Origin of the sequence: Neobacillus sp. YX16 (assembly GCF_030123505.1) — a bacterium.
Classification (GTDB): Bacteria; Bacillota; Bacilli; order Bacillales; family Cytobacillaceae; genus Neobacillus.
The window spans coordinates 3,979,722-4,006,151 of sequence record NZ_CP126115.1 but is presented as its reverse complement, the minus strand read 5'-3'; the positions used below and the strand labels follow the sequence as shown (position 1 = coordinate 4,006,151).

The 26,430-nt window shown below is 36.0% G+C and carries 28 protein-coding genes, 11 tRNA genes and 1 pseudogene; 31 read left to right on the top strand and 9 right to left on the bottom strand.

Going from position 1 to position 26,430, the window contains the following annotated elements; translation table 11 throughout:
- Nucleotides 1-28 precede the first annotated feature (28 nt).
- Nucleotides 29-463, bottom strand: coding sequence for an Rrf2 family transcriptional regulator (locus QNH48_RS19595; RefSeq protein ID WP_283951656.1), 435 nt, complete (start codon nt 461-463; stop codon nt 29-31).
- A gap of 206 nt (nt 464-669) precedes the next feature.
- On the opposite strand from QNH48_RS19595, the gene QNH48_RS19590 reads away from it, so the two are divergent.
- Both QNH48_RS19590 and QNH48_RS19585 read left to right on the top strand, forming a co-directional pair.
- Nucleotides 670-1,533, top strand: a complete 864-nt coding sequence (locus tag QNH48_RS19590) for an SDR family oxidoreductase (RefSeq protein ID WP_283951655.1) — start codon at nt 670-672, stop codon at nt 1,531-1,533.
- Between the two features lie 277 nt (nt 1,534-1,810).
- Entirely contained in the window at nt 1,811-3,286 is a 1,476-nt protein-coding gene (locus tag QNH48_RS19585) for an amidase family protein (RefSeq protein ID WP_283951654.1), read from the top strand.
- Nucleotides 3,287-3,420: 134 nt separating this feature from the next.
- Here the strand turns inward: QNH48_RS19585 and QNH48_RS19580 are convergent, their stop codons facing one another.
- Entirely contained in the window at nt 3,421-4,659 is a 1,239-nt protein-coding gene (locus tag QNH48_RS19580) for an IS110 family RNA-guided transposase (RefSeq protein WP_283951265.1), read from the bottom strand.
- A gap of 535 nt (nt 4,660-5,194) precedes the next feature.
- On the opposite strand from QNH48_RS19580, the gene QNH48_RS19575 reads away from it, so the two are divergent.
- A complete protein-coding gene (locus QNH48_RS19575) occupies nt 5,195-5,653 on the top strand; it encodes a GNAT family N-acetyltransferase (protein WP_283951653.1) in 459 nt (152 codons plus the stop codon).
- Between the two features lie 227 nt (nt 5,654-5,880).
- Here QNH48_RS19575 and QNH48_RS19570 read toward each other — a convergent pair whose 3' ends face one another.
- Nucleotides 5,881-6,468 carry a LysE family translocator gene (locus tag QNH48_RS19570; RefSeq protein ID WP_283951652.1) on the bottom strand — a complete coding sequence of 196 codons (588 nt, stop codon included), beginning with the start codon at nt 6,466-6,468 and terminating at the stop codon, nt 5,881-5,883.
- 116 nt (nt 6,469-6,584) lie between these two features.
- Here QNH48_RS19570 and QNH48_RS19565 point away from each other — a divergent pair, with 116 nt between their 5' ends.
- The 5 genes and pseudogenes from QNH48_RS19565 (at nt 6,585) to QNH48_RS19545 (ending at nt 11,697) form a co-directional block, all read left to right on the top strand.
- Nucleotides 6,585-7,139 carry a helix-turn-helix domain-containing protein gene (locus QNH48_RS19565; protein WP_283951651.1) on the top strand — a complete coding sequence of 185 codons (555 nt, stop codon included), beginning with the start codon at nt 6,585-6,587 and terminating at the stop codon, nt 7,137-7,139.
- Nucleotides 7,140-7,411: 272 nt separating this feature from the next.
- A pseudogene (locus QNH48_RS19560) lies at nt 7,412-8,675 on the top strand (IS110 family RNA-guided transposase).
- Nucleotides 8,676-9,156: 481 nt separating this feature from the next.
- Entirely contained in the window at nt 9,157-10,377 is a 1,221-nt protein-coding gene (locus tag QNH48_RS19555; RefSeq protein WP_283951650.1) for an aminopeptidase, read from the top strand.
- A gap of 71 nt (nt 10,378-10,448) precedes the next feature.
- Nucleotides 10,449-10,685, top strand: coding sequence for a hypothetical protein (locus QNH48_RS19550; RefSeq protein WP_283951649.1), 237 nt, complete (start codon nt 10,449-10,451; stop codon nt 10,683-10,685).
- Between the two features lie 736 nt (nt 10,686-11,421).
- The gene (locus QNH48_RS19545) at nt 11,422-11,697 is read left to right on the top strand and encodes a hypothetical protein (protein WP_283951648.1); all 276 of its coding nucleotides are present in this window, start codon (nt 11,422-11,424) and stop codon (nt 11,695-11,697) included.
- A 55-nt stretch (nt 11,698-11,752) separates the two neighbouring features.
- On the opposite strand, the gene shc is transcribed toward QNH48_RS19545, so the two are convergent.
- Nucleotides 11,753-13,612: a squalene--hopene cyclase gene (gene shc / locus QNH48_RS19540; protein ID WP_283951647.1), complete on the bottom strand. Its 1,860-nt coding sequence runs from the start codon at nt 13,610-13,612 to the stop codon at nt 11,753-11,755.
- An 81-nt stretch (nt 13,613-13,693) separates the two neighbouring features.
- Here shc and QNH48_RS19535 point away from each other — a divergent pair, with 81 nt between their 5' ends.
- The 4 genes from QNH48_RS19535 (at nt 13,694) to QNH48_RS19520 (ending at nt 16,763) form a co-directional block, all read left to right on the top strand.
- On the top strand, nt 13,694-14,830 hold the full coding sequence (locus tag QNH48_RS19535; protein ID WP_283951646.1) for a DUF2515 domain-containing protein: 1,137 nt from the start codon (nt 13,694-13,696) through the stop codon (nt 14,828-14,830).
- Nucleotides 14,757-15,206 carry a CBO0543 family protein gene (locus tag QNH48_RS19530; RefSeq protein ID WP_283951645.1) on the top strand — a complete coding sequence of 150 codons (450 nt, stop codon included), beginning with the start codon at nt 14,757-14,759 and terminating at the stop codon, nt 15,204-15,206. The genes QNH48_RS19535 and QNH48_RS19530 overlap by 74 nt, the downstream gene beginning before the upstream one ends.
- Before the next feature lie 220 nt (nt 15,207-15,426).
- Nucleotides 15,427-15,867, top strand: a complete 441-nt coding sequence (locus QNH48_RS19525; RefSeq protein ID WP_133366951.1) for a peptidylprolyl isomerase — start codon at nt 15,427-15,429, stop codon at nt 15,865-15,867.
- Between the two features lie 113 nt (nt 15,868-15,980).
- A complete protein-coding gene (locus QNH48_RS19520; protein WP_283951644.1) occupies nt 15,981-16,763 on the top strand; it encodes a divergent polysaccharide deacetylase family protein in 783 nt (260 codons plus the stop codon).
- 34 nt (nt 16,764-16,797) lie between these two features.
- Here the strand turns inward: QNH48_RS19520 and QNH48_RS19515 are convergent, their stop codons facing one another.
- Nucleotides 16,798-17,283, bottom strand: coding sequence for a hypothetical protein (locus QNH48_RS19515; protein ID WP_283951643.1), 486 nt, complete (start codon nt 17,281-17,283; stop codon nt 16,798-16,800).
- A 165-nt stretch (nt 17,284-17,448) separates the two neighbouring features.
- Between QNH48_RS19515 and QNH48_RS19510 the strand changes: the two genes are divergently transcribed.
- Together QNH48_RS19510 and QNH48_RS19505 are read left to right on the top strand one after the other, a co-directional pair.
- Complete coding sequence (locus QNH48_RS19510; RefSeq protein WP_283951642.1) at nt 17,449-18,204, top strand: exodeoxyribonuclease III; 756 nt, start codon at nt 17,449-17,451, stop codon at nt 18,202-18,204.
- A gap of 93 nt (nt 18,205-18,297) precedes the next feature.
- Complete coding sequence (locus tag QNH48_RS19505) at nt 18,298-19,068, top strand: class I SAM-dependent methyltransferase (protein WP_283951641.1); 771 nt, start codon at nt 18,298-18,300, stop codon at nt 19,066-19,068.
- A 50-nt stretch (nt 19,069-19,118) separates the two neighbouring features.
- Here the strand turns inward: QNH48_RS19505 and QNH48_RS19500 are convergent, their stop codons facing one another.
- Entirely contained in the window at nt 19,119-19,265 is a 147-nt protein-coding gene (locus QNH48_RS19500) for a hypothetical protein (protein WP_165978962.1), read from the bottom strand.
- Nucleotides 19,266-19,539: 274 nt separating this feature from the next.
- Here QNH48_RS19500 and QNH48_RS19495 point away from each other — a divergent pair.
- From QNH48_RS19495 to QNH48_RS19415, 17 genes are all read left to right on the top strand, one after another.
- Nucleotides 19,540-19,624, top strand: a tRNA-Leu gene (locus QNH48_RS19495).
- A gap of 13 nt (nt 19,625-19,637) precedes the next feature.
- Nucleotides 19,638-19,712: transfer RNA gene (locus tag QNH48_RS19490), tRNA-Gly, on the top strand.
- A gap of 5 nt (nt 19,713-19,717) precedes the next feature.
- Nucleotides 19,718-19,806, top strand: a tRNA-Leu gene (locus tag QNH48_RS19485).
- Nucleotides 19,807-19,848: 42 nt separating this feature from the next.
- Nucleotides 19,849-19,925 (top strand) — tRNA-Arg (locus QNH48_RS19480).
- An 8-nt stretch (nt 19,926-19,933) separates the two neighbouring features.
- A tRNA-Pro gene (locus QNH48_RS19475) sits at nt 19,934-20,010 on the top strand.
- A 22-nt stretch (nt 20,011-20,032) separates the two neighbouring features.
- Nucleotides 20,033-20,108, top strand: a tRNA-Ala gene (locus QNH48_RS19470).
- 100 nt (nt 20,109-20,208) lie between these two features.
- Nucleotides 20,209-20,285, top strand: a tRNA-Met gene (locus QNH48_RS19465).
- 51 nt (nt 20,286-20,336) lie between these two features.
- Nucleotides 20,337-20,429, top strand: a tRNA-Ser gene (locus QNH48_RS19460).
- Between the two features lie 28 nt (nt 20,430-20,457).
- Nucleotides 20,458-20,542: transfer RNA gene (locus QNH48_RS19455), tRNA-Tyr, on the top strand.
- A 64-nt stretch (nt 20,543-20,606) separates the two neighbouring features.
- Nucleotides 20,607-20,680: transfer RNA gene (locus QNH48_RS19450), tRNA-Trp, on the top strand.
- Between the two features lie 7 nt (nt 20,681-20,687).
- A tRNA-Leu gene (locus QNH48_RS19445) sits at nt 20,688-20,769 on the top strand.
- A gap of 121 nt (nt 20,770-20,890) precedes the next feature.
- Entirely contained in the window at nt 20,891-21,832 is a 942-nt protein-coding gene (locus QNH48_RS19440; protein WP_283951640.1) for a tyrosine-type recombinase/integrase, read from the top strand.
- Nucleotides 21,833-22,012: 180 nt separating this feature from the next.
- Entirely contained in the window at nt 22,013-22,258 is a 246-nt protein-coding gene (locus tag QNH48_RS19435) for a hypothetical protein (protein WP_283951639.1), read from the top strand.
- Between the two features lie 141 nt (nt 22,259-22,399).
- On the top strand, nt 22,400-22,774 hold the full coding sequence (locus QNH48_RS19430; RefSeq protein WP_283951638.1) for a hypothetical protein: 375 nt from the start codon (nt 22,400-22,402) through the stop codon (nt 22,772-22,774).
- 191 nt (nt 22,775-22,965) lie between these two features.
- Nucleotides 22,966-23,181, top strand: a complete 216-nt coding sequence (locus tag QNH48_RS19425) for a hypothetical protein (RefSeq protein ID WP_283951637.1) — start codon at nt 22,966-22,968, stop codon at nt 23,179-23,181.
- Between the two features lie 18 nt (nt 23,182-23,199).
- On the top strand, nt 23,200-23,874 hold the full coding sequence (locus QNH48_RS19420; RefSeq protein ID WP_283951636.1) for an Ltp family lipoprotein: 675 nt from the start codon (nt 23,200-23,202) through the stop codon (nt 23,872-23,874).
- A gap of 301 nt (nt 23,875-24,175) precedes the next feature.
- The gene (locus tag QNH48_RS19415; RefSeq protein WP_283951635.1) at nt 24,176-24,574 is read left to right on the top strand and encodes a hypothetical protein; all 399 of its coding nucleotides are present in this window, start codon (nt 24,176-24,178) and stop codon (nt 24,572-24,574) included.
- A 304-nt stretch (nt 24,575-24,878) separates the two neighbouring features.
- On the opposite strand, the gene QNH48_RS19410 is transcribed toward QNH48_RS19415, so the two are convergent.
- The 3 genes from QNH48_RS19410 to QNH48_RS19400 all read right to left on the bottom strand — a co-directional run bounded on the left by QNH48_RS19410 (nt 24,879) and on the right by QNH48_RS19400 (nt 26,252).
- A complete protein-coding gene (locus QNH48_RS19410) occupies nt 24,879-25,142 on the bottom strand; it encodes a hypothetical protein (protein WP_283951634.1) in 264 nt (87 codons plus the stop codon).
- Nucleotides 25,143-25,190: 48 nt separating this feature from the next.
- Nucleotides 25,191-25,517: a hypothetical protein gene (locus QNH48_RS19405; protein ID WP_283951633.1), complete on the bottom strand. Its 327-nt coding sequence runs from the start codon at nt 25,515-25,517 to the stop codon at nt 25,191-25,193.
- Between the two features lie 66 nt (nt 25,518-25,583).
- On the bottom strand, nt 25,584-26,252 hold the full coding sequence (locus QNH48_RS19400; RefSeq protein ID WP_283951632.1) for a hypothetical protein: 669 nt from the start codon (nt 26,250-26,252) through the stop codon (nt 25,584-25,586).
- Nucleotides 26,253-26,430: the final 178 nt, after the last annotated feature.

The window sequence follows — 26,430 nt, the reverse complement described above, 5'->3', positions numbered from 1 at the left end:
AGTCAGACACCTTATGGGAAAGCCTCTTTTAACAGATATTTTCTTTATTAGTAATATCCTTCACAACATCTTCTAAAGTAACATTTCTTAAAACCTTTTCCATTGCCAATTGAGCTGTTGTGAATAAAGGTTCAATTGTATTCTGGATGTTCCTGCCTACGGGACAATCAGGATGTGGACTTTCATGTATACTAAACAATTCTTTCTCCTGTACAACATTCACTGCCTTATAAACATCGAACAGTGTAATATCAGATAATTCCTTTGCAAGTTTAGCCCCTGCAATACCTGGATGTACCTCTATCAAACCAGCTTTTTTTAACATTCCCATTAGTTTTCTTATCACGGCTGGGTTTGTGTTAACACTTGAAGCTAAAAATTCAGAAGATGTTACTCCTTCTTTATTAAATTCAATTAGAGTCAATATATGAATTCCGACAGCAAATCGGCTGCTAATGGACATGTTCTTCACCACCCCTATTAACTTTTCCGTTATTGATTTTATTTCTTCATCATGTAATTAATTTGATTACAAGTTTATTATACCAAATTACGAAAAAAATAATAAATAGCATTTTGCATACATGTTGACAAATCGATTACATGTAACTAAAATTATTACATGTAATAGGTATTGTTACAGGTAAATCTGAATTGGAGGAAGACAAAATGAAAATATTAGTTACAGGAGCAACAGGGAAATTAGGTTCAAAGGTTGTAGAATCATTATTGAAATCTATACCTGCAAGAGAGTTGGCAGTAAGTGTTAGAAACCCAGAGAAAGCAGAAGGACTTCGTAGTCGTGGGGTGGAAGTTCGTCATGGAGATTTTGATCATCCAGAAACATTAGAAAATGCTTTTAAAGGGATTGACCGCTTATTAATTATTTCTGCGGATGGTGACAATGAAACGAGAATTCGTCAACATACTAATGCTGTCCGAGCAGCTGAACATGCAGGAGTAAAATTTATTGCTTACACAAGTTTAGCAAATGCAACAGAAAGCAAAAATATAATGGCTCCTCCTCATGTTGCGACAGAAGCAGCCATCATTAAGACAGGTATCCCATATTCTTTCTTGCGTAACAATTGGTATTTGGAAAATGAAATTGGAAGCATTCAAGGAGCTATGTCAGGAGCTCCATGGGTAACATCTGCTGGAGAAGGTAAAGTAGGCTGGGCACTGCAACAAGATTACGCAGATGCAGCGGCAGCAGTTCTTGTTGGAAGTGGTCACGAAAATACAGTATATGAACTTTCTGGTCCACTTTTAACTCAAGAAGAATTGGCATCTGCTCTTGGTAATGTATTGGGTAAAGAAGTACCTGTACGACAAGTTAGCGACGAAAAATATGCAGAGATCATGAAAGGCTTAGGTTTACCTGATTTTGTGATTCCTATAGTAGTAGGAATTCAAGAAAGCATTCGGAACGGTTCACTAGAAGTTGAAAGCAATGATTTTGAGAAAGTTCTTGGTCGTCCAGTTGCTCCAATCAACGAATCACTGACCCAACTTGTTAATGCAATTTCATAAACAAAATAAAAATCAATTTGAAAACCGACATTAAGTCGGTTTTTTTTGCTGAATTATTCAGTTGTAATCCGAAAAAAGAAATTAAACATGAGAAATAATTATTAGATTGTGAAAAAATATACTTAAACTAATGGGTGCAAGAGTGTAAGACCGAAGCTGTCATTTTGACGGCTTTTCTTTTTGTGCTATCGAAGCAGTTTAGTTGAAGAAAAAATTACAAAACATGATAAAATTATGAAGATTATTTATTACATAAAGTGAATGGGTGAAAAAATTTATGGAGTTAATTTTTAATAAGATTCTCAAAGAAGAATTAATGATCAAAGAAATCCAAGAAGTATTGGAGACGGGTGTTTTAACCTCAAAAGAACTCGTTATGTATTATCTATACAGGATCGCTAAGTATGACCAAAGTGGGTCTAAATTAAATTCTATACTTGAGATAAATCCTGACGCTATTTTTATTGCAGAAGGTTTAGACCATGAAAGAAAAACAAAGGGAGCTAGAGGTCCACTTCACGGCATTCCAGTTTTGCTTAAAGACAACATCGAAACTAAAGATAAAATGCATACAAGTGCAGGAACTTTAGCTTTAGAAAATCATTTGAGTACAAAAGATGCCTTTTTAGTAGAAAAACTACGGAAAGCAGGAGCTGTTATTATCGGAAAAACCAATATGACCGAATTAGCAAATGGAATGTCTACAACGATGTGGGCAGGTTACAGTTCAAGAGGCGGTCAAACGCTAAATCCATATGGTCCAGGTGAATTTTTTGTTGGTGGTTCTAGTTCTGGTTCGGCTGTGGCAGTCGCAGCAAATTTAACCGTATTATCCCTCGGAACAGAAACGGACGCTTCTATTCTCAGTCCTGCCACTCAGAACTCAGTGGTTGGGATTAAACCAACGGTTGGTTTAATTAGCCGAGGTGGAATTATTCCTTTTACTTACACACAAGATACGCCAGGTCCTATTGCAAGGACAGTTACTGACGCAGCTATTTTATTAGGGGCTTTAACTAGTGTTGATCAGTTTGATCCAGCTACATATAAAAGCGAAGGTATTTCTTATCAAGACTATACTTCCTTTTTAGATTCAGAAGGACTAGATGGTGCGAGAATTGGTGTTTTTAATAATGCTACGGAAGATTATTACAGGGATTCAGGTGAGTATGATGAAAACCTTTTTAACAATGCAATTCAAACGATACGATGTAAAGGTGCAGAAGTCGTCGAGCAAATTGATATTCCATCTTTTCACAGGGAATGGAGTTGGGGAGTTCCTATTTATGAAATAAAACATGCATTAGGAAATTACCTTTCTCAACTTCCTTCTTATCTGCCAGTACATATGGATACAGAACTAATTGAATTTAATACAAGGAATGAAGAGAAAACATTAAAGTACGGGCAGAATATGCTTGAATATAGACAGGGATTACCACATAACACATTGGCTAATCCTGGATATTTAAATGCAAAACTAGAAGATTTATATTTTTCCCAAGAGCAAGGAATTGATTATGCATTAAAAAAATATAATCTGGATGCAATATTGTTTCCTTCTTATATCGGTTCTACTATTTGTGCTAAAGCTGGCTATCCTTCCATCGCAGTCCCAGCAGGTTATATGGAAAACGGAAGACCCTTCGGAATAACATTTGCTGGCGGTGCCTTTAGTGAAGGAATATTAATTAAGCTAGCGTATTCTTTTGAACAATCTACAAAATATCGAAAACCCCCACTCTTCAACTAAACCAGCTAATAGTTTGTCAACATTTTTTAATTAAAAGTTTAATAACCTCATGTTATACTAAAAATATTCATGCCAAATAACCTTCCGTTATGCTCTTTTTGGAAGGTTTTGTTGTATTTAGTTAGATATAGATTTTAAGCTATATCTTGGAAAGTAGATCTGCTTTTTAATAAGGCGTAAATCCAATGTAAGAGCTTATTTGTACAGGCAATGATCGCTACTCTAAAGGGTTTTCCTTCTTCTCGTTTCTTATCGTAAAACTCTCGTAGTCTTCTATTGCGTGGAATAATCTCATCAGTCGTTTTCTTTTTACGGGAATCCCGAATACCACTTTGAACAGCCATATACAAGGCGTGGCGAAGCCTACACGAGCCACGTTTGGTTATTCGGTTTACCGATGCAGTAAACTTTCCTGAAGAGTACACACTAGGATCTATTCCAGCGAATGCAACCAACCTCTTGGCACCATTAAACCGATCTATCTCTCCGATTTCAGAAATAATCGTTGCAGCGATTTTTTCTCCGATTCCAGGGATAGATTGAAGGATTTCATATTCTTCAATTTCGCTAGCGAGGGCATCTATTTCATCCGCAATATTGGATAGATGCTCTTGGTATTGAAGAACAATCTTAACCAAAATTTCAAGGTTGAAAATATGACTATCATAGAGATTGTTTTGAAAAGGATCACGAAGGGCTGCTTCTCTTAACTTCTGTGCTTTTTCCTTTGCCCATGACTCCGAACGACTCATACATAATGAAGCTATTGTATCCGTTAACTCTTTTTCACTCACACTTAATACAGCCTTAGAAGTAGGGAACTCTAGTAAAGTAAGCAATGATACTTTCGAATATAGGCTTCCAAATACACCTCGATACTCTGGAAATACCTGATCGATTAAAGAATGAAGCTGTAACTTTGTTTTCGCTGATATTTCTGCAATACTCTCTTGTTGTCTTGTTAGATTACGAAGGTTTAAGAGTTGAACTCCACGCTTCTTGTAAGGCTCTAATTCTTCTTTATAATACAATTCACAAAGGTGATAAGCATCGATTGCATCTGTTTTTACCTTTCTTAGGCTTGAGCTCTTGGCTCTGTGTGAGATAAGAGGATTGACGATAATATAAACATATTTTTGTTCCTCTAAAAACTGAATAACGGGAATATGATAGTGCCCAGTTGATTCTAAAACGACCGAAGGTTGATGACCACCTGCTGATTTCTCAACTTCTTGAAGGAAATCTAATAAATTCCCCAAACCCTCAAGATCATGATTAATACTAAAGCTCTTACGGTATGGCTTACCTTTATCTAAAAAAGCTTGTACCTGACTTTCCCCTTTTGATACATCCAGACCAATGACTGGATTCATACTTTATCTCCTCCCTGAAATGCAATATTAGTCGGTATCCCCTAAGGCTTCTTGTAATGTCATAGGTTCGCTTGTTAAACGGGATCTATGTCCCAACCAGCCTGAAACATGTTTATACAAGTAGGGGGTGAACAGTTTAGCTAACGGGATTGAATCCCACGGGTGCGACGTTCTACCCCGACTACCGTAATCATAAGACCATATGAAAAAAGGTCAACCAGAAAAATCTGGCTAACCTTATATTACGAACGGGTGCGATAGTTTAAGATTGCCTGCTGCTTCGGCGGCTATTTTTACTTGTTCCACTAACGGGAGTTGAAGATGAAAGTAAATTTATTTTATGAAGTAATTTAATAGAAAAATATAGTATAATTAAATATTCTATAAATTCATTTATATAATTTATAGGCAATAGTTGTTAGAGGAGGCGTTCATTATGACAAACAAAAGAATTTTTATTATTAATGACTACAAGGGGATAACGCCTAATTAACAAAATTGTTAAGCGTTTCCCCGAATTTGAAAGGGGAAAATTATGAGTACAAACAATGTGAAAATTGTAGAATTAAATGCGGAAAACTGGTACGACTGTTGTGAATTAGAGGTATCAAAAGAACAAAAAGAATACATTGAGCCAAATGCTATATCAATAGCCCAATCAAAGTTTGAGCATACATTAAAACCATTTGCTATTTATTTTGAAGAAAGAGTAGTTGGCTTTTTAATGTACAATTCTGTTCAAGAAGAACTTGATGGTTATTGGGTATATAGAATAATGTTGGATAAAAAATTCCAAGGCAAGGGTATAGGTAAAGCGGCAACTAAAATGATGATTTCAGAGATGACTAAATTACCAAATGTGAAAAAAATTGTTGTAGGTTATCATCCAGAAAATTTGGGAGCACATAATTTATACTCAAGTTTGGGATTTATTGATAATGGTGATAGGTTTGGTAAGGAAATGGCAGTTATTAAATATATAAACGGGCGATAAACCACCGAGAGAATTATAAGAAAGACAAAGAGGACCATTTTTTGGTCCTCTTCTTATTGTGCTAACAGGTGCAATAGTTAAAGATGAAGATCGCTGCGGCGGTCTTTTTTTGCTTGTTGTGCTAACGGTGTAGGATTGTTTAATAACTACCAAGTCAAAAAGGAGAGGTGCTTAATGTCTAACGATAAATTTAGGCACCCTCCTTTTGTTAATTTTATGAACGTCCGTTAATGGAAAACAATTGAAATAGCACTATATACCAATAACAATGCCATAATTATATTAAATAATTGTCTATACTTCGCTAAAAATTTTTGAAAAATAGAACCAAATAAACTCCAACATGATGAACTCATTAAACCAACAATCCCTAAAAAAAGTGAAAGAATAAAGTAACTAAAGTAAGAAGTGTAATAGGGCAATATGAAGGTTGATACTAACGTTATACCGTAAAGAATACCTTTTGGATTTATAAATTGTACCAATACACCTATTATGAAAAGATTTTTATCATTACCTTCATTTTTTTCATTATTATCGTCTTTACTTGTAATTGTTTTATAAGCCAAATATAACATATAACCTACACCTAAAATGGTTAAAGGTGCTTTTATCACTGGCAAAAGGTTTATAAGCAAAAGGTTAAAAAAACTACACAAAAATGCGAGAACAAAAAATCCTACGGCGACTCCTAAACAAAATTTTATTGTTTTTTTAAATCCATATTTATTTGCAAAGGACATTGCCATAAAATTGTTTGGACCTGGAGTAAAACTACTAACAAAAACAAACAACAAGAATGGTAATAAAGGCACTTTTAAAACTCCCCTCTCTATTCGTATGTTATAATGTACAAAAAGGACAATATAACTTATTTATGTTATATTTTACATAATGTACGTTATATTGTAAATTGAGTAGAGGTGATTTTATGGAAGAAATTCAAAAGATTTTGGCAAGAAATTTAAAGGCTATCAGAGAGAAAGAGAAACTTAGTTTAGAGAAAGTCTCTGAACTAAGTGGTGTCAGTAAAGCTATGATAGGACAAATTGAAAGGGGTGATTCGAGTCCAACTATTACAACTATTTGGAAAATTGCTAAGGGATTAAAGGTCTCCTTTACTTCTCTAATTAATGTTCCTCAACCTGATGCTAAAGTTGTTTTGCGAAGTGAGATACAAGTATTATCCGAAGACAATGGAAGATACAGAGTTTTTCCCATATTTCCCTTTCAAGAAAATAAACGATTTGAAATTTACTCTGTTGAAATTGAACCAGAGGGGAAATTAAATTCAGTTGGACATAGAGTGGGGGGGGAGGAATTTATTACTGTTTTTGATGGAGAAGTCATTATTACTGTAAACGAATGCAATTATAATCTAAAGAACGGTGATTCAATTAGATTTAAGGCTGATAGACCTCACACCTACTATAATTCTGGGGATAAGTTAACTCGTCTTAGTATGACAATATATTACCTAGACTAATATGCATTATGGAATATTAGGACCAATGTAAAGTATAGTATGATGTAAATAAGATGGAGTGTTATACTTTTCTTCTTCAAGTAACGGGGGCAAGAGTTGAAGATCTAGCTGTCATATTGGCAGCTTTTGTTATTGAACTAAAGGAGCAGGTTAGCATTCCTGTAGATCGTTAAATATCAGGTTTGAAAAAAATTGAGCCCCTCAGTAAGATACGAGTATAGAGTCCAATCTAACTCAGAGTCTTAAGGAGGAAGCCCTAATATGAATTTTAAATGCAAGACAAACAAAATCAACTAATAGAAAGAATTTCCGATACACACCTTATTGTTGGTGTTGATATTGCTCAACAACTACACGTTGCAAGAGCAGTTAACTTCCGAGGAATTGTAGTTGGAGATCCTCTTATATTTGAAAATAATGAAGAGGGATTCGTTAATCTATTAAGCTGGATCCAAAATTTAAAAAGACTAAAAAACTTAGATACAGCAATAGTAGGTATGGAGCCTACAGGTCATTACTGGATTAACCTATCAAAATGGTTATATACAAAAGACATTGAGGTAGTAACAGTCAATCCCCCACTTAGTAAAAAGGAATAAAGAGAATCGTGATAATACCCAATCAAAGAGTGATAAAAAAGATGCACTAGTTATCGCAGATATGGTCAAAAACGGCTACTATTCTTTTATTCGCCCATCCTCAGAATCATTTGAAAAACTTAGAGTTCTAATGTCCAACCGTGATGTGATTGTAAAACGTCTCGTAATGTCAATAAATCAAATAAATCGATGGGTGGATGTTGTCTTTCCAGAGTTGCGACAAGTGTTTAACAATGTTTCGTGCAAAGGAGCCATCGCAGCCCTTCTTTTGTTTCCGACTCCAGATGAAATATCTTCAATGGAGTCACTAGATGTCCAGAGGGGATGGAAGTCATTAATGAAAAGACAACCAGGGCCTAAAAAAGCTCATCTATTGATCAATCTAGCAAAATCTTCTATTGGAACTGGACAAGCACTTGATGCTTATAAATTCCACCTAGAACAATTATTAGAAGAATATGACCTCGCTGTAAAACAACTCGAAAGAGTTGAACAACAAGTTAAAGAAGTTCTCAATAAAATACCATTTGCAAAAAAACTACTTACGATTAAAGGAATAAGTGGAATTTCATTAGCTGGGATACTAGGTGAGTCAGGAGATTTAAGTGGATTCTCCCACGGGAACTCTCTATTACGTCATGCAGGATTACACCTAGCTGAAGCAAGTTCAGGTAAATGGAAAGGTCAGATTGTCATTTCAAAGCGAGGAAGATCAAGACTCCGACGCTTCCTCTACTTAGCAACCATGAGCCTTGTGATGAATAACCCTGAATTTAAAGCGATCCATTCCCATAATGTGAAGGTTAAAAAGATAAAGAAAATGAAATCAATAATGAAACTGATAGGAAAACTAGCCAGGATTTTTGTAGGAATAGCACGACGAAACGAGTCTTACTGTCCAAGTAAAATCCAAGTATTAATCCCTTTAGCAGCATAGAAATAATACATTAGTTTTATAAATGCATCATTTAAAATTGTTAACTTTAATTTTTGAATGTTGTCTTATTCGTAGGATTTCAAATATGTACGGAGTACCAGGTTTCTTAAACAAAAGGGCACTGTGACCCATCAGGTTAGCATAACTGGCCTCCACCCCTTGGATAGGCATGACGAAGGAATGAGAGGGCGATTGACCCGTTGAGACATGGGAGGGAAAGCCTCCAGGGGCGGCGTGGAGATGTACATTATATGGTAAAATATGGAGTGGTAGCTGACTCCTTTATTTAACTATGCCTTCACGAAGCCAAGATGATCTGAACTCATTTCAATTACCCGTAAATCCAATTACAAGGGTTATGAAATCCTGCGAATAAGTGAGCATTCAAGAGATATTCGTATCAAACTGAGGGAGTTTAAGAGTGTAAAATACAATTTTCCAAAGAACTCATGATAAAATAACAATGAATGGAGGGATATTTTTGAAAACGTTTGAGGAAAAATTAAAAAGCTATGCAGAATTGGTTGTAAAAGTGGGATTAAACGTTCAACCGAACCAAATCCTTTATGTAAGAGCTAGTGTGGATACGATTCCATTTGCTAGAGCTGTCGCTCACGAGGCTTACAATGCAGGTGCAAAAAATGTGTATGTGGACTATACTGATCCTGAAATCACACTCTCACGCTATTTGAGAGCATCAGATGATGTTTTCACAGAGTTTCCTGAATGGGAGCGAGCTCAACGTGAGATGTTGATTGATAAGGATACGGCATTTTTATTTATCGTTTCCGACGATCCGGATTTATTGTCCAAAGCTGATCCAAATCGTATTGCGAATTACCAAAAAGTAAGCGGAGAAGCCATGGTAAAATGGCGAGAGCAGCATGATGATGTTAGTTGGGTCATCTGCGCAGCTCCAAGTCAAGCCTGGGCAGATAAGGTTTTTACAGGCGAAACGAATAGCTTGGACAAACTTTGGGATGCAATCTTCAGTTCAGTACGTATAGGGGAAGTTGAACCTGTAAAGGCATGGAAAGATCATATTGGAAACTTGCTCCAAAAGGTTACTTATTTGAATGAAAAGAAATATAAGAAGTTACATTACAAAGCTGAAGGCACAGATCTAACGATTGAGCTTCATCCCTTACATCTATGGAGAAGTGGTGGAACCAAAAATCGACATGGTGTTCAATTTGTTGCGAATATGCCAACTGAGGAAGTCTTCACTTCGCCATTACGTTCAGGTGTTAATGGTTTCGTTTCGAGTAAAAAACCACTTAGCTATGCAGGTAATTTAATTGATGAGTTCAAATTAACTTTTGAGAATGGTCGAATTGTTGAAATTACAGCTAAGAAGGGAGAAGAAGTATTAAAGAACCTAGTAGAAACAGATGAAGGCTCCCATTATCTTGGTGAAATAGCCCTAGTTCCACATGACTCACCTATTTCTAACACAAACGTACTTTTCCTAAATACATTATTTGATGAAAATGCTGCAAACCATTTAGCATTAGGATTCGGTTTCCCTAACTGTATTGAAGCTGGAGAGAAAATGACGAAGGAGCAACGTGAGGATGTAGAACTTAATTCGAGTATAACTCATGTTGATTTCATGATTGGTTGTGCGGATATGGATATTGATGGTGAATTACCTGATGGTACACGTGAGCCAATCTTCCGTAAAGGGAATTGGGCTTTCTAATTGATTTTGTAGAAAAAGGAATCTTTTGTTAAATGAAGATATTCCTCCTTAAGGTAAAAAGGAGGAATAAGATGACAAGAAAAGGCTGGATTTTATCAACTCTTTGTGGTTTTTTACTTATTTTTTCCATTGAACTGTATAGTACAGTCAATTCTTATCAGAACATTATTATTCCAAAAGGGATGGATACCTTTCCTGTATACTTAATGGATTTTAGAATTGGCGAAGGTTCTACAACAATTGAATTAAATAGTTTTGCTAATACCTTCATGTGGTTAAGTTTAGTTCCGCTTTTGTTAGCAAGCTAGGTATTTCAAAGATTGTTAAAGCGTAATTTCTAGGTGCTTTTGTCTAAATGGGCTTTTCCAGCATAACGGGAAAGTCTATTTTGTTTTTCAATGAACAGGTATGAATCTTCAATTAAGTGATGGTGTCATTTTAATAAAAACAAGTTTGTGAAGTAATGTACTTAAACTAATGTGTGCGTTTATTAAATAACGTACTTCCAAAAGGAACTTCAATGTTGCTGTAAGCGAGTATTAATCTTAGAAGGGTTAATACTCTTTGATATATTAAGAAGGTTTACTTTTAAGAGTACTAATACAGACTATTAGAGATACCACATATAAGGTGGTAACGATGAAAGGGGAACCTACAAGAAGTAACACCAGTCAGAAAAAAGGAACAGCCATAGTAATAGAAATGGCAAATCAACAATTCGTATAATACTAATTTTACGAAAAATAAAATAGACGGATAGAATGTATGTTTGATATAATAAAAGAGACTAGAATTATCTAGTCTCTTTTATCACTTATATTATCTCAGCCCTGCCTGAACGGTAGCGGGGAAAAGCTATTGAACCGAACTATATATTAGCCTTTTTAAAAAATATAATCGGACTAATTTTCATCGTATCTAGATACGAGTACTCTTTTAACCCTAAATTATACAAACCGTATCTTGATATGGGGCTATAACTTATTTTTAATTATACAATTTTCCTTATTTATTGTCAATAAACACTACCAGGAGGATAAGAAAGTGTCTTTATCACCACCTCTAAAAACAGAATTAATGAATATATATTTTGATGAAAGCGGTCAGGACTCAGATAGGCCTTCTACTATGGGAGGTTTGCTAATTCCATGTTCGGTTTATAATACTGCTGAAATGATGGAACTTAATAAGCAACTGGAGTCAGGCAAAATGAAACTATATTGGACTGAATATACTGGCCACGCTGAGCTAAGGGAAAATATAAAAAAAGCAATCAATGTATTCTCAAATATTTCAAGATTTACAAAATATCAGCGTTAAATCAAATATATCAGCGATGAACAAAAACTCGACGGAGCACATGAGTCCCGTCGAGCTATTTTTCGAACTTTTTACGATAATGTGCCAAGGCAAGCAACGGGAAAATATAGCGGTAGCTGTGATAGTGTATATAAAAAGCCCCGGCCATTCCTTGTCCTTTCGGATAGGTAGTGGTCCAATCTTCTTTGTCTAGGTTCTTCAACAAAAAAGAAATACCTTTGCGGATTTCAGTGGTGGGTTTTTCTGAAACGCTTATTAATGTATCCAATGCCCAGGCAGTATGAGTTAAGGTGCTGGCTTCCAGTGGTTTATAGGTTTCGTTATTGTCACTATAACAAGACTCACCCCAGCCTCCATCGTCGTTTTGAATATGATGCAGCCAATGGATCGCTTTTTGAATCGAAGCATCACTACTAGGAACTCCTACTGCTGTTAAACCTGTCACCGCCCCCCAGGTACCGTAAATATAACAAATGCCCCATCTTCCATACCATGAACCATCCCACTCCTGGTGATTCAACAGCCAATTAACTCCCTTTTTAATACTTTGATGATCTCTCGATAAATTGGTATAGTTGCCAAAAAACTCAAGAGTACGGCCTGTGATATCTGCACACGATGGATCAGTTAGGATAAATTGACCCTTCTCAATAGGGAGAAACATAAGAAGCTTGGTATCGGTATTTTTTTCAAAAGCAGCCCAGCCGCCGTCATCGTTTTGCATCGAAAGTAACCAGTTAATCCCCCGATTCCACGCGTCAGAAGAATTCATTCTAGAAATTGACCTCAAAGATGCAGTTGTATCATCGACATCTGGATTGATTGTATTGATATCTGAAAAGCCCCAGCCTCCTGGTAAACTGTTAGGATTATGAATCACCCAATCTCCGAATTTGTCGTGCTGCCGGGCTAGTAAATACTGATTCGCTTTCAAAACCATTGAATCTTCTGGTGAAATTCTTGCTTCTTGCAGTGCGTAGCTTATTAACGAGGTATTCCACACATTTGCCGTTGTGTATTGCATATGTGGAAGTCCATTAATGGTAGTTCTCATCGCTTTAATCCCATCAATAGCGGCTTTGATAACAGGGTCTGTCTTCTTATATCCCAGTGCGAGGAGGGCGAAAATCATTAAGAAGGTAGAGCTGTAGTAGCTATAAAACGTACCATCTGCTTCTATGTGGTCGAGCATATATTTTTTTGCCCGCTGCTGTGCCAGCTCATGAAGCTGTTGTGGCAGCCCCATTAGATTCTTAACCCCTTTTTCCATAAAAGAGAAAAGGGAACGTATTTCCTCCGAACGAATCCAGGTATCAGAATCAGCACGTCCTCCACGTAAATCGGAAAGGTCAGGACTCTTTTTGGTCGTTAAGGTAAATTTCTTATCAGTGAGAATAAGCAAGGGGGTTAGATTTGCCCTGCCATATACAGAAAAGGAATAGAAATTGATTGGAAAATTGAATGGCAATAAGATTAATTCTATCGGAAGGGGGGAGAAAGTGGGCCATTTCGTATGCCCTGTTATTGATAACATTACCTTTGTAAACATACTAACTTCATTCAAACCGCCCTTGGATAAAATAAATTTTTTTGCTGCACGAAGCCGTTTATCCTGCTTTTCAAAGTATCCAGAATAGAGGAGTGCATAATAGGATTCTACAGTGGCAGTGAGATTACCAGACACTTCATCATAAAAAAGCTTCCAGGCACCATTCTTTTCTTGTCTCTGTAAAATCCTCTCAGCCAGCCCTTTAATTAATTCTTCATCATTTATTTCCAATGTCCGTAATAAAATGATCATATAGGCATCTGTCGATAATCCAGTTTCAAATGGATAATGCCAGGAGCCATCGGGAGATTGATCCCTTCTAAGTGTCTCAACCAGCCAGTCAATGCCTTTACTTGTATTGACCATCGCAAGCGTTCATCCTCTCCCAATTGAATATTCTCATCTATACATATTCAGCAGGTAGACAGAGAATTCTCGAGGGAGGTTATGATTATTTTTTTTATCAGAAACAGGGTAAAAACTCCGATTGAAACCATTAAGGATGAATTAAAAGTAAAAGTGAAAAAGAATGTAGTTATTGACTCCAATATATTAACAAAAGAGGAACATAGTCTTTTAGAAAAGATAAGAAAGAATACAAGCGAACTGAACCTTAATAATGTGACCAGAACTAAAGCTTATTTTGATGTTTACCAAAAACATCCTGAAATCCATTGGGCATTTTTAGGGCATATGGTATCTAGAAATGGCGGCTGGAATATGACCGATTTAAAAGGTGACCTCCTAACACGCTTGCTTACGAAAAAAGAAAGGAATGACTTTTTTACCTTTTTAGAACGCGGAAATTGGCTGATTTTTCAAGACGCTTATCCACAATTTTTACTATACAGTGAAAGCATAAAAAGAAAGAAACCTTTATTTTATTTGTTGCCTTATTTGAACATATCCATCTTCATGGAGACGATTTGGAATTACTTTTGGAGTGTACCTGACACCTATCTCCTCACAATGGCTCTTATCATTAATGAACAAAATTATTTGGAAAAAAGGGTAATCCAAAATCCCACCTATCAGAAGGGCGTACTTAACACGTTGGAGTTTAAGCTTCAGGATGTGCTCTCATTTAATCATATTTTGTTTCCCTATCGAAAAAAGAGCCTTGCCGGGCAAACACTCCATCAGTTTCAATCCTTACATGAGCGTATTCTTTTAGGAAAAAGATTGTATGCTGTTCTTTTTCAAAAAAAGGACTTAGTAAATCAATTTGTACAATGGGCAAAAGTACACCCCCATACAGGGTCTAGAAAAGATTATTGGCCGCATATTTTTAATAATGTTAATGAAGGTATTCCAGGAATTCCCTATCAGCTTCGCTTAAATGCCTGCAAGCTTAGATGGGGAGCAAGAAAAATGTATAGTCCGGATTTAAAGTCTGCGTGGAAAAATGTTCATCACCTAGAAGCGGAAAAGGGAGATTGGTTTAGTGAGTGGGAAATAGCTGACTATCTCTCGGAGCTTAATGAAACACAAATTAACGGGGAGATTGAATATGAATACTGTAAAACGCTTGAAAGGCTTGAACTTGCCGCCTTGGCAAAAAAAGTCATTACCATTTTTGATTAAAGAATATGGCCCTGTAATCATATTGGCTATATTGCTGGGTACTTCCTTGGATCTTTACTTTGTTGACAAGAAAATGTACATGTTCCCAATTCGACCATTTCCTGAGGTGTTGTCGTTTAATATTGCCTTCACCTTTGTAGGATTGCCAATTCTCGTTCTGGTTTACTTAATGATGATGAAAAAGGTTACGAAATGGGGAAAGATTGGAATTATTATATTTCTAAGCTTACTAATGCCTATATTTGAAAGGTTTTCTGAACTCTTTGGTTTATTCGAGCATTCTGTTGATTGGAAGCATATCTATAGCTTTTATGGCTATCTGGTTTTCTTTTCGTTTATTTTCTTATTTTATCAATTGACTAATAAAGAGCATTAAAAAAGCCAAGACTGAGGTCTTGGCTTCTTGTAATGCCGCTACCAACGACACTACGTACCCCTTCCGTCCGTACAGTGGTTAAGTGTCCCGCAACAAGCGAATGTTCGGAAGGGGTACTGTTATAATACCACAATATTGAGGATTTAATCCATGAAACTTTCTTTTCTGTTAGGAAAAGTGTATGATAAAAATGATTTTTTACATAAAGGAGATGTTCATTGTGGCTAAAAAAGGACACATTCAAATGCAAAACGGAGAAAAAATTGAATTCGATTTATATCCAAACGAAGCACCTGGTACTGTTGCAAACTTTGAAAAGTTAGCAAAAGAAGGTTTTTACAATGGGTTGAATTTTCACCGCGTTATACCTGGATTTGTAAGCCAAGGTGGGTGCCCAACTGGAACTGGAACGGGTGGCCCTGGTTACACAATTAAATGTGAAACACAAGGAAATCCACACACACATGTACCAGGTTCTCTTTCTATGGCGCATGCTGGTAAAGATACAGGCGGCAGCCAATTCTTTATCGTTCATGAGTCCCAACCGCATCTAAATGGTGTTCACACTGTTTTCGGTAAAGTGACTTCTGGTCTTGAAGCAGCAAAAGCAATGCGCAATGGCGATGTTATGGAAAAAGTAGAAGTATACGACGAAGAATAGGATTTACGAAAGGAGCCGAGCAATTGGGCTCTTTTTTCGTATATTCAAAACGCAAGAATGAATCCAATCTCTCAGGGCAAATTAACGTAAAAACATCAATATGGGAGGTTTTTATGAAAAGATTTGCTCTTTTACTCATCCCGTTTTTGTTGCTCTCCATGCAAAATCCAGCTTTAGCTAAAAAGAATGAAAAGCAGCTTAAGGCTGCTATTATTATTGATGACTTCGGGGGAGGGACGGGTGGAGTTAGAGATTTTCTTGAAGGAAACATTCCAATTACTGCTGCAGTCATGCCTTTTACCGAACACTCGAAGGAACACGCCGAATGGGCCCATAAAAATGGATTTGAAGTCATCGTTCATTTACCGATGCAGCCAAAAAGAGGAAAGCGCTCGTGGCTCGGTCCGAAACCGATTACGGTAGATCTTTCATCAAAAGAGGTAAAGCAAAGGGTGGAGGATGCATTAAAGTCCGTTCCCTATGCAGTTGGGATGAACAACCATATGGGTTCGCTAGCAGTCGAGGATGAGGAAATCGTAAGAGCGATTGTAGCAGTTGCCAAGGAGAAAAAGTTGTATATTATCGATAGCGGTACAAGCCCTAAATCAAAGTTTCCAAAAGTTACAGAGGAAATGAACGTCCCGCTTTTAAAAAGAGATGTCTTCCTAGATGATATTTCCTCCTCAAGCCATGTCAGAAAACAGATGAAGAGATTAGCTAAAATAACTGAATTTACAGGCAAGGGAATTGCGATTGGACATGTTGGAGTCACAGGAAAGGTATGTTCAGTAGGGATTTTTCAATCAATGGATGAATTTAAAAGACGCAACATCAAAATAGTTCCAGCTTCACAGCTATTTGCAACAAAATTAACAGAACAATATCTTATCCCATAAAAAAAGACAACATAAAGTTGTCTTTTTTTGAGGTTTAGCTTTGTTTATTCTTCCTCTCATAAAAGAATTGGAAAATATATAGTAGACCTGCTTTGAATAAGAAGATGAGGAAAAAGCGGAATTTACTTAATTTAATTAAAGAGGCATATCCGAGTTTTTTTAATATAGGAACTTGGAAATAAACAAAAAAAATATTAACACTGAAATTTGTAATAAAGTATCTTTTCAAATGACCATATGTAAATTTCATGATCCATAGGGTTCCAATGAAGAAGGGGCCAACTATGAATGGGAGTTCTCCAATAACTTTTGGAAACAGTTTTTTATGAAATAACCACCAAAGTTTCTTGTGCGCAAACATGCCCTCAACTAGTACAAACATACAAATAAACAATGCGCCTGGTGTAAATCGCTTAAATGTTCTTTTTCCTAAAAAAGGTGCAGAGAGCCAGGGGATAATCATCATGACTGTATAGACAAGCTTTTCATATCTTGTTAAGAATTTAATTAAGTATTTCATAGGGGACTTCCTTTTTTAGTTATTTTGCCTGTTTTATGGAAATTTATTTCGTTATTATTGAAAAACATAAGACAGCAAAATCGCAGTGCTTTCCATTATTAAGTAAAGCTGATAAAATGACTCCTATCAATCTATAAAAGATAGTAACAGGAGAGGGATACCATAATGAAATTTGTTTCTTGGAACGTTAATGGGCTAAGAGCCTGTGTAAATAAAGGATTTTTAGATTATTTTAAAGAAGTTAATGCAGATATTTTCTGCGTACAGGAGACAAAATTACAGGAGGGGCAAATTAACCTTGAACTTGAGGGATACCATCAATATTGGAATTACGCAGTCAAAAAGGGCTATTCAGGTACGGCTGTTTTCACAAAAAAGGAACCAATTTCAGTCTCTTATGGTTTAGGGAAGGAAGATTCACAAGATGAAGGCCGAATTCTTACGTTAGAATTTGAGGGTTTTTATCTTGTAAATGTTTATACTCCGAATTCTCAAAGAGATTTAGCAAGAATAGATTTCAGATTAGATTGGGAAGACAGGATTATCTCACATTTAAAAGATTTAGATCAAGTTAAGCCTGTAGTTTTATGCGGTGATTTAAATGTGGCTCATCAGGAAATTGACTTGAGAAATCCAAAATCAAATTTAGGTAATTCTGGCTTTACAGTGGAGGAACGCGGAAAAATGACTTCCCTCCTGGAGTCAGGATTTGTAGATAGCTACCGCCATTTTTATCCAGATAAAGAAGGGTCTTACACATGGTGGAGTTACATGGCTAAGGTTCGTGAGCGGAATATTGGCTGGCGGATTGATTATTTTATTGTCTCAGAAAAACTTCGTGACTCTTTAATTTCTGCAGATATTCATTGTGAAATAATGGGCAGCGATCATTGCCCAGTTGTTCTAGAATTTGAAATGTAAAACCTTATAAGTTTTACTTATGATGAATCATAAAAACCTCGTAATTTTAATTATTAACTGAATAGATTAAATTAGAATTAAGAGGTGATTCTCATGGATATAAAAAAAGGCGTTCAGCAGCAATTTGGAAAAAATGCAAGCTCTTACGTTTCAAGTCCCATTCATAAGGATGGAAAAGACTTAACGAAAATGGTGGAAATGGCTAACCTAAAAGGACAGGAAGTTCTGCTTGATATTGCAACAGGCGGCGGTCATACAGCTAATGCTTTTGCACCATTGGTTAAAAAGGTAACGGCAGTAGATCTAACTGCAGAAATGCTGAAAGCGGCTGAGAATTTCATTAAAGATAATGGTCATCAAAATGTTGAATTTATACAAGGAGATGCTGAGAAGCTGCCATTTAGGGATGAGTCATTTGATATTGTTACCTGTAGAATTGCGCCACATCATTTTCCTCATGTGGATTCATTCATTAAGGAAGTACACCGGGTATTAAAGCCTAATGGACAATTTTTACTGGATGATAATGTAGTCCCAGAGAATAAAGAATACGATCATTTCTATAATACCATTGAAAAGTTAAGGGATTATAGCCATTTTCGTTCTTGGAAAAAATCTGAATGGATCCAAAAGCTTGAGGATAGTGGTTTGGAAATATTTGAATGGCACCGATTCGAGAAGACTTTTCGTTTTGAATCATGGTGTGCGAACATGAAGCTGCCAGAACCTGAAAAGAATCATTTAACTCAATTGATACTAAAATCATCCAAAGAAATCCAAAAAAAATTTAGAATTCAGATTGAGAATGATAAAGTTATTTCTTTTGTTGGAGAAGCCATAGTTTTAAAAGCGATTAAAAGGTAAGTAAAAACCCATAGTATAAAAGAGGATAATCTCTTTTATACTATGGGTTTTTAAAATTCAAAAGGACTGTGCAGGTCATTTAGCGCTGTTCCAAAAACATCAAATTCAGGTGATTTTTCACCGTTACTTGAGTTTTCATCCTGATTTTCCTGATTCGTAAGAACTTTGTCAGCATCTTTTTTCTGGATATAACTCAAGGTTACATCATCTCCTTTTTTGGGAATGAATTATATTGTATTTTTTCCCATTAAAAAGGTTCTAAACCAATTTTTTATTTTTTTCGATACAAAATCTTTGTGTGGTTTTAGGATTTTAAAATATTTTGGGATAATTTATTTGTGTTTTTCACTTCCAAAAAAATCTTTAAAATTTGGTGTTGATTTTTGTCGTAATTCGTTGTAAGATTATCAATGTCGCCGATACGATGTGGCGAAGTTAGCAACATACTTTTCTATTTAGTTTTAAATACATGCGGGTGTGGCGGAATTGGCAGACGCACCAGACTTAGGATCTGGCGCCGCAAGGCGTGGGGGTTCGACTCCCTTCACCCGCACCAATTAGTTTGATATGCGGAAGTAGTTCAGTGGTAGAACACCACCTTGCCAAGGTGGGGGTCGCGGGTTCGAATCCCGTCTTCCGCTCCAATGTTGCCGGGGTGGCGGAACTGGCAGACGCACAGGACTTAAAATCCTGCGGTAGGTGACTACCGTACCGGTTCGATTCCGGTCCTCGGCACCAATGTTTTTTCGCGCTAGCGAAAATAACTTACAATAAAAATATGCGCCCGTAGCTCAATTGGATAGAGCGTCTGACTACGGATCAGAAGGTTGTGGATTCGACTTCTTCCGGGCGCGCCATATTTTATCGGGAAGTAGCTCAGCTTGGTAGAGCACTTGGTTTGGGACCAAGGGGTCGCAGGTTCGAATCCTGTCTTCCCGACCATTACCTTTAATTTGCCCAAATTGGGGCCTTAGCTCAGCTGGGAGAGCGCCTGCTTTGCACGCAGGAGGTCAGCGGTTCGATCCCGCTAGGCTCCACCAAGATTTTTTGCGAAGCAAAATAATCAAAGTTTTTTTACGCTAGTAAAAATAACCAATATTTTTTACGCAAAGTAAATAACTTGCAACTTAATTAGATTTTGGCGGTGTAGCTCAGCTGGCTAGAGCGTACGGTTCATACCCGTAAGGTCGGGGGTTCGATCCCCTCCGCCGCTACCAAGGTTTTTTACGAAGTAAAATAACCAAAGTTTTGTGCAGTATATTATATTTGGAGGAATACCCAAGTCTGGCTGAAGGGATCGGTCTTGAAAACCGACAGGCGGGTAACACCGCGCGGGGGTTCGAATCCCTCTTCCTCCTCCATTAATTTAATAATTCATTTCTCCAATGTGGAGGGGTAGCGAAGTGGCTAAACGCGGCGGACTGTAAATCCGCTCCCTCCGGGTTCGGCGGTTCGAATCCGTCCCCCTCCACCAAGTTTTTTCAAGTAGTGAAAATAACCAATACTTTTTCATGATTGTGAAATTAAATTTCCATTATAGGGGTATAGTTTAAAGGTAGAACGAAGGTCTCCAAAACCTTTGGTGTGGGTTCAATTCCTACTACCCCTGCCAATGATTTGCCGGTGTGGCGGAATTGGCAGACGCGCACGACTCAAAATCGTGTTCCGTGAGGAGTGTCGGTTCGACCCCGACCACCGGTATACAAAATATTGATACATCAAGGCTTCCAGCATTCTGTTGGGAGTCTTTTTGTTTGCTTCGCATAAGATTCAAACTAGGCAAAATCGTATGCTTCAAATCTTATGCTGAGGAGGAAGAAAAATGTCGAGAAGAGGTTTGTTAACAGAAGAGGAGCTGCAAATAGTTAGAAAGCAACTAACTGATGAAGAAGCAATTGCAAAGTTCGAGAGAGACTGCCAACTGAAAAATTTAAGACCTTCAACAATAGAATTTTATAAGAACGAGTTTAAAGCTGTAAAAAGTTCATTAGTCGAAATGGAGATTAGGAAAGAAGTAGTTGAGCTTAAAAAGAAAGACATTGAGCAGCTAATTCTTCACTTAAAGGACAAAATTAAGATTGTCAGTATCAACACGAGGATTAGAGCTTTGAGCGCATTCTTCAATTATTTGTACAGAATTAGAGCAGTTACTCCGAATCCAATGAAAAATATTCAGCAGCTTAGAGATCGTCAAAGAGTCATTGAAACTTTGGAAGATGATGAAATTCTGCGACTAACTAAGTATATGAAAAAGCAAAGAAGTTTCATTGGAGAAAGAGATTTAACAATCTTTTTAGTAATGCTCGATACTGGAATTAGATTGGCAGAAACAGTAGGAATAAAAGTTGAGGATGTAAGGAAGAACAAGCTATTTATTAGAAATACAAAAAACCTAACAGAAAGGATTGTTTATCCGTCTAAGAAAGTCCAGGCTATTCTTGAGAACTACTTAAAACTGAGAGGAGATTTATCTCATGAACAACTGTTTATAAATAGAGATAACAAACCTTTGAGACCAAGAAGCATCCAAACAAGATTTGAAAAGTATAAAGATGAAGTAGGAATCGAGAAACAATTCAGTCCTCATATCTTGAGACATACTTATGCGAAACGTTCAATATTAGCTGGTATGGATGCATTTTCATTGGCAGCATTATTGGGCCATAGTGATCTTTCTGTTACTAAGAAATATGTGGCATTATGGGGAAATGACTTAGAAGAAAAAGCAAAGAAATACAGTTCAATTGACAAACTAGATATTTAAAATAAATTCCATAAATTGGAATACTTATATTTTCTTTAGTGCTTTAAAGTGATAAAATATAATTATAAAATAAAACCTTGTCCATCATAGAGCGGCAACTCTAGGGCAAGGTTCACACAAAACAGTAGATAGACTTCTACCTCAAGATTAGCATCTCTCCTTCTGTATGTCAAAGGAGAAATGGAAAATATGTTATTAAATGGAAAATCTGAAGAATTAAAGAAGTATAGCAAAGGTACATTCAAGAAAGAAGCATTTTTACAATCAATCAAAGAACGTTGGGAGCTTACTGACTTACAAATCAGAGAAGCTTATATGGTTGCGGATTTGGCTGTAAAAGGAGACGGAGCTTTTTCAGTCTCTTATGGCAAGTTCATTAAAATGTTTGAAGAACGTTTCGATATGGAAATCAGCTTATCTTCGTAAAAATTACTTTAACAACATTTACTTTATTAATATAAGGACTTTATCATAATGAATAGTATAAAATATCAATTTTATTTTCAAATTTACATTTTTAAAAAGGTCGATACAATTACTCCATAAAATGAAATGGAGCTGATTACTATGAACCAAACTATGAAATTAATCATTCAAAAAGCAAAACCATTTTATTACCAAGCTATGTCGCAACTAACTCCAGAACAACAAATTATATCACGCATATTATTTGAGATTGGAGCAAGCGTTAGAGAGCAAGCAATAGTTGAAATTAACAAAAATCTTTTCATGGACAATGTTAAATATGCCATCAAGAAAATGAAGCATAATAGGTCAACTTTCAAACCATCATTGAACCAAGTTAAAAAGACTATGAAAAGACTGGAGCAAATTGGATATATGAAATTGGACGAGGACGGCCTACCACTGTGGTTTTACGGATTTTATGGATTTTGTACAGCAACGATCATCTTATGCATGATGATTAAGGCTGCCATCTAATTGAATAAATGGACTACTTCTTTATACATAGGGAAGTAGTCCTACTAAATTTATAAAAAGTAAATATATTACAAAATAACAGTATACTAATTTTGTAAATTGTAATATAATTGTAATATATTTATGTATATAGAAATAGTATTTTGTAAGGTGATGGTTTGGGTTGAGCACAAACGAAAATCCCTTATTGGATGAAGGGAAAGAACGGTTATTATCTTGGATTTAAAAAAGAAAAAACTAGCGAAATGGTTACGATCAGCTCAAAAACTAAAAAGAAAGTTGATAAATTAGTTGAGAGTGCTGAAAAATTAGTAATCTTATTTGCAGCAGAAAACTTTGAAGTATTTGGAAGTAATCCAGATGATGTCAAAGAACTAGAAAGACGTATCAATAATCTACTTAATTAATAGGAGGAATCATATATTATGAGTGCATTTTTACTTGTTGTTGGATTTTTAGGGTTAATAGTTTCATTGGTATTGCTTGTATTCGGTCTAATCAAACGAAATGGTAAAGTTAAAAGAAACTTAATACTAATAGTTGTATGTTTTATAATGTGGGGAGTCGGCGCTGAAACGGATACATCTACTGAAACAGCTGAACCTGCAACGACTGATGTAAAACAAGAAGAGCCAGCTAAAAAAGAGAAGTCTGTGGAAGAAAAAGCTAAGGAAGAAGCTGAAGCTGAAGCTAAAGCTGAAGAAGAAGCTAAGGCAAAAGCTGAAGAGGAAGCTCGTAAGAAAGCCGAAGAGGAAGCAGCAGCCAAGGCAGCAGCTGAAGCAGCAGCAGCTGAAGCAGCAAAACCTAAATTAACTCTTTCTCAAGAAAACGCATTAAGAGCAGCAAAGAGTTACCTCGATTATACAGCATTTTCTAGGCAAGGTCTTATTAAACAGTTAGAGTACGAAGGTTACAGCAATCAAGATGCAACATTCGCAGTCGATAACATTACAGTTGATTGGAACGAACAAGCTGTACTATCTGGTAAAAACTATCTAGATTATACAGCATTTTCAAGAAGTGGATTAATTGACCAATTAGTATATGAAGGATTCAGTACAGAACAAGCAACATATGCAGTCGATCAAATCGGTTTATAATAATAATATTGAGAGGGCGAAAAGCTCTCTTTTTATTTTAAAAATTAAAAATGTCCACGTGGAGTGGATTTTAGGTAAAATTGATAATCCAAAAAGTCTTTAATACCAATACTTCCAGGACTTGTGTACACTGGAAAAGACACAAAAGTGTAGAGACGCGTTATTTTTACACCTTGTGGTAAGATAGTAAGGTCTATGAGATTTTGTCTTTTAACCTTTCAGTATATAAAATAAAAATTTTATGTTATGTTTGCTTTACACTTCCACGATATGTAGATAAACATACGTTGAGGTGATTAGAATGCTGCTAACTAAGGAAGAACTCGAAAAGCATTTACTAGACAAAATGACTAACCAAGATATAGCAAATATCTATGAAGCTACATTTCAAAAGATAATCCAGCTTGTTAAGAAGTATAAGCTCAATCCAGACGAGCTAAGAAAGATAGACAAATTTATAGTTTACGAGCATTGGCATGACAATGAAATCGTATATGTCGGAAGTGGAGTCTGGTATCGTTGCAGAAGGTATACGAACAGAAGAAATCAAGGACATAGAAAACTGATGGAAGAAGGAAGGCTTCAATATAAAATTGTTGCTGAATTTGATACTGAAGATGAAGCGAGAAAATATGAAGCCGAACTTATTGGAAGATACAAAAAAATAGGACAAGCAAAATTTAATAAAAAACGATTTTAAGCTTGACCGAAAAAGATGACTTAAGGCATAATTAGAAGTAATCTTATGCTGAATTTTCCAATAATGGAAACGGAATGCAGATATATCAATATCCGGTGACTTGGAATATAAGAGTTTCGACTCAAAATCGTGTTCCCTGAGGAGTGTCGGTTCGACCCCGACCACCGGTATCCCAAGATCAAAAAGAGTAAATTTTTTTAAAAAAACACTCACAATGTTGTTAAATCAACTTTGTGAGTGTTTTTTTGTTTTTTAGGAAAAAGACTGAAAAAGAGTATCTTTAATTATTGTCATTCGGCTTCCTTTATAAAAGTAAATAGGCAACAAGGGTACCTATTAGACCAGTAAACAAGGCAAACGGCATATTTTTCAAAGTGATTCGATATGGACTCTGTTCTAAATTTTCTGAAGTCAGTGTAACTAGCAAGCCATAGGTTCCTACGGTGAAGGTAGCTACATAACCAGTTATCAAAACAATTGCAATACTGACTGGGTTCATAATTTCTAATAAAGGCGTAATAATCCCAGTTAAAATACCAACAGTGGCTATCGGGTGAATACCAAACAAACTTAAGAAAACAAAAACAGCTTGGATTAAAAATAATAAAATAAATGATTAATCTGAAACTAGTAAAAGAGGTTTCTGGATAAAATCTAAAAACGATGATTCATTTAAACTGTTTGAAAACAAAGATAGAGATATAAAAAGAACGACAAAATTTTGCATGGTATTTGTCTTGGTTTTCCATGTATTCCAACCAATCACCCAAAGTCGACGACTTCTTTTCATGATTATCGACCAAACAAACGCAAATGGGAAAATCAGGAGCGTTACCGTTAAAGGAAAACCTAACCCAAATAATTTGCCTAAAAAAATGACAAGGGTTAAAAACAAGGCAAGCGAAAGGACTAAGTGGCTAACTTTTTTTGTTAATTCCTTCACATCTATATCCTGTTGTTTATCTTCAATGGAGTTCCCATATGAATATTTTTTATAATGAATTCGCCCCTATAGTGAATCCACTAACATAGTGACCACCGTAATCAATAGCAACCAAGGCAATAAAGAAACATAGTCAACCCCCGTAGTAAAGATGGCTACGGCTAACGTTATCTCCAATGGGCTCCATGCCAAGGCCAATGAATATCCTCTTAGTGTTGAAGTGGTTATAAATGAATTACGCAGTTCTTTGCTAAGTGAAGCAAAATTCGTCTTTAGTACTTCTTGAGCAATGGTCGCAGCAGGTAAATTCAAAAATGCCGCCAAGGTATGTGTAATGATTGAGCTGCGCGGGTACAGCTTGCCTAAGTCAGAAACGTTGGATTTTATTAGTTGATTTAAACTACGGTCAAATCGGCCAATTTGAACGACCGTATTCATCCAAGGCAGCATTGCTAAAAGGGCTAACAATGATAGATTGGATGTTAGTAATTCTGGAATATATAGCAGAGGCTGCCCCTTTGTAAAATATATATAACCACCCATAGCAAGGAATGTCCCCCCAAGGGTTTTAAACAGTCTTGTTGCTAATGGAAAAGAAATAATTAATATGATTATAGTAATGATACCTAAAAAATAGTTTAAGCCTTCACTAGCTATAAACAGATTACTAATATAGATGATAAATATAAAAGAATAAAATACATATAGATAGCGAAAAAAAGGATGTTGTTTCACGGTGACCTCCAAAATATTGCCTATAATTAGATAAAATCTATGAATTCCCTTTATAAAGTCTATTTAATAGAACGATAATAATATTTAATTTCTTATTTAGAAAAGATAAATATTATATAGAAACTTCATTATATCAATTATGCAAAAGCTATCAAGTAGTTTTCATGCTACCTAAGTC

What these genes read in the sequence shown, in the direction of transcription:
- QNH48_RS19595 (WP_283951656.1), bottom strand. Translation starts at nt 463, where the DNA reads ATGTCCATTAGCAGCCGATTTGCTGTCGGAATTCATATATTGACTCTA.
- QNH48_RS19590 (WP_283951655.1), top strand. Translation starts at nt 670, where the DNA reads ATGAAAATATTAGTTACAGGAGCAACAGGGAAATTAGGTTCAAAGGTT.
- QNH48_RS19585 (WP_283951654.1), top strand. Translation starts at nt 1,811, where the DNA reads ATGGAGTTAATTTTTAATAAGATTCTCAAAGAAGAATTAATGATCAAA.
- QNH48_RS19580 (WP_283951265.1), bottom strand. Translation starts at nt 4,659, where the DNA reads ATGAATCCAGTCATTGGTCTGGATGTATCAAAAGGGGAAAGTCAGGTA.
- QNH48_RS19575 (WP_283951653.1), top strand. Translation starts at nt 5,195, where the DNA reads ATGAGTACAAACAATGTGAAAATTGTAGAATTAAATGCGGAAAACTGG.
- QNH48_RS19565 (WP_283951651.1), top strand. Translation starts at nt 6,585, where the DNA reads ATGGAAGAAATTCAAAAGATTTTGGCAAGAAATTTAAAGGCTATCAGA.
- QNH48_RS19550 (WP_283951649.1), top strand. Translation starts at nt 10,449, where the DNA reads ATGACAAGAAAAGGCTGGATTTTATCAACTCTTTGTGGTTTTTTACTT.
- shc (WP_283951647.1), bottom strand. Translation starts at nt 13,612, where the DNA reads ATGGTCAATACAAGTAAAGGCATTGACTGGCTGGTTGAGACACTTAGA.
- QNH48_RS19535 (WP_283951646.1), top strand. Translation starts at nt 13,694, where the DNA reads ATGATTATTTTTTTTATCAGAAACAGGGTAAAAACTCCGATTGAAACC.
- QNH48_RS19530 (WP_283951645.1), top strand. Translation starts at nt 14,757, where the DNA reads ATGAATACTGTAAAACGCTTGAAAGGCTTGAACTTGCCGCCTTGGCAA.
- QNH48_RS19520 (WP_283951644.1), top strand. Translation starts at nt 15,981, where the DNA reads ATGAAAAGATTTGCTCTTTTACTCATCCCGTTTTTGTTGCTCTCCATG.
- QNH48_RS19515 (WP_283951643.1), bottom strand. Translation starts at nt 17,283, where the DNA reads ATGAAATACTTAATTAAATTCTTAACAAGATATGAAAAGCTTGTCTAT.
- QNH48_RS19510 (WP_283951642.1), top strand. Translation starts at nt 17,449, where the DNA reads ATGAAATTTGTTTCTTGGAACGTTAATGGGCTAAGAGCCTGTGTAAAT.
- QNH48_RS19505 (WP_283951641.1), top strand. Translation starts at nt 18,298, where the DNA reads ATGGATATAAAAAAAGGCGTTCAGCAGCAATTTGGAAAAAATGCAAGC.
- QNH48_RS19440 (WP_283951640.1), top strand. Translation starts at nt 20,891, where the DNA reads ATGTCGAGAAGAGGTTTGTTAACAGAAGAGGAGCTGCAAATAGTTAGA.
- QNH48_RS19435 (WP_283951639.1), top strand. Translation starts at nt 22,013, where the DNA reads ATGGAAAATATGTTATTAAATGGAAAATCTGAAGAATTAAAGAAGTAT.
- QNH48_RS19430 (WP_283951638.1), top strand. Translation starts at nt 22,400, where the DNA reads ATGAACCAAACTATGAAATTAATCATTCAAAAAGCAAAACCATTTTAT.
- QNH48_RS19425 (WP_283951637.1), top strand. Translation starts at nt 22,966, where the DNA reads ATGAAGGGAAAGAACGGTTATTATCTTGGATTTAAAAAAGAAAAAACT.
- QNH48_RS19420 (WP_283951636.1), top strand. Translation starts at nt 23,200, where the DNA reads ATGAGTGCATTTTTACTTGTTGTTGGATTTTTAGGGTTAATAGTTTCA.
- QNH48_RS19415 (WP_283951635.1), top strand. Translation starts at nt 24,176, where the DNA reads ATGCTGCTAACTAAGGAAGAACTCGAAAAGCATTTACTAGACAAAATG.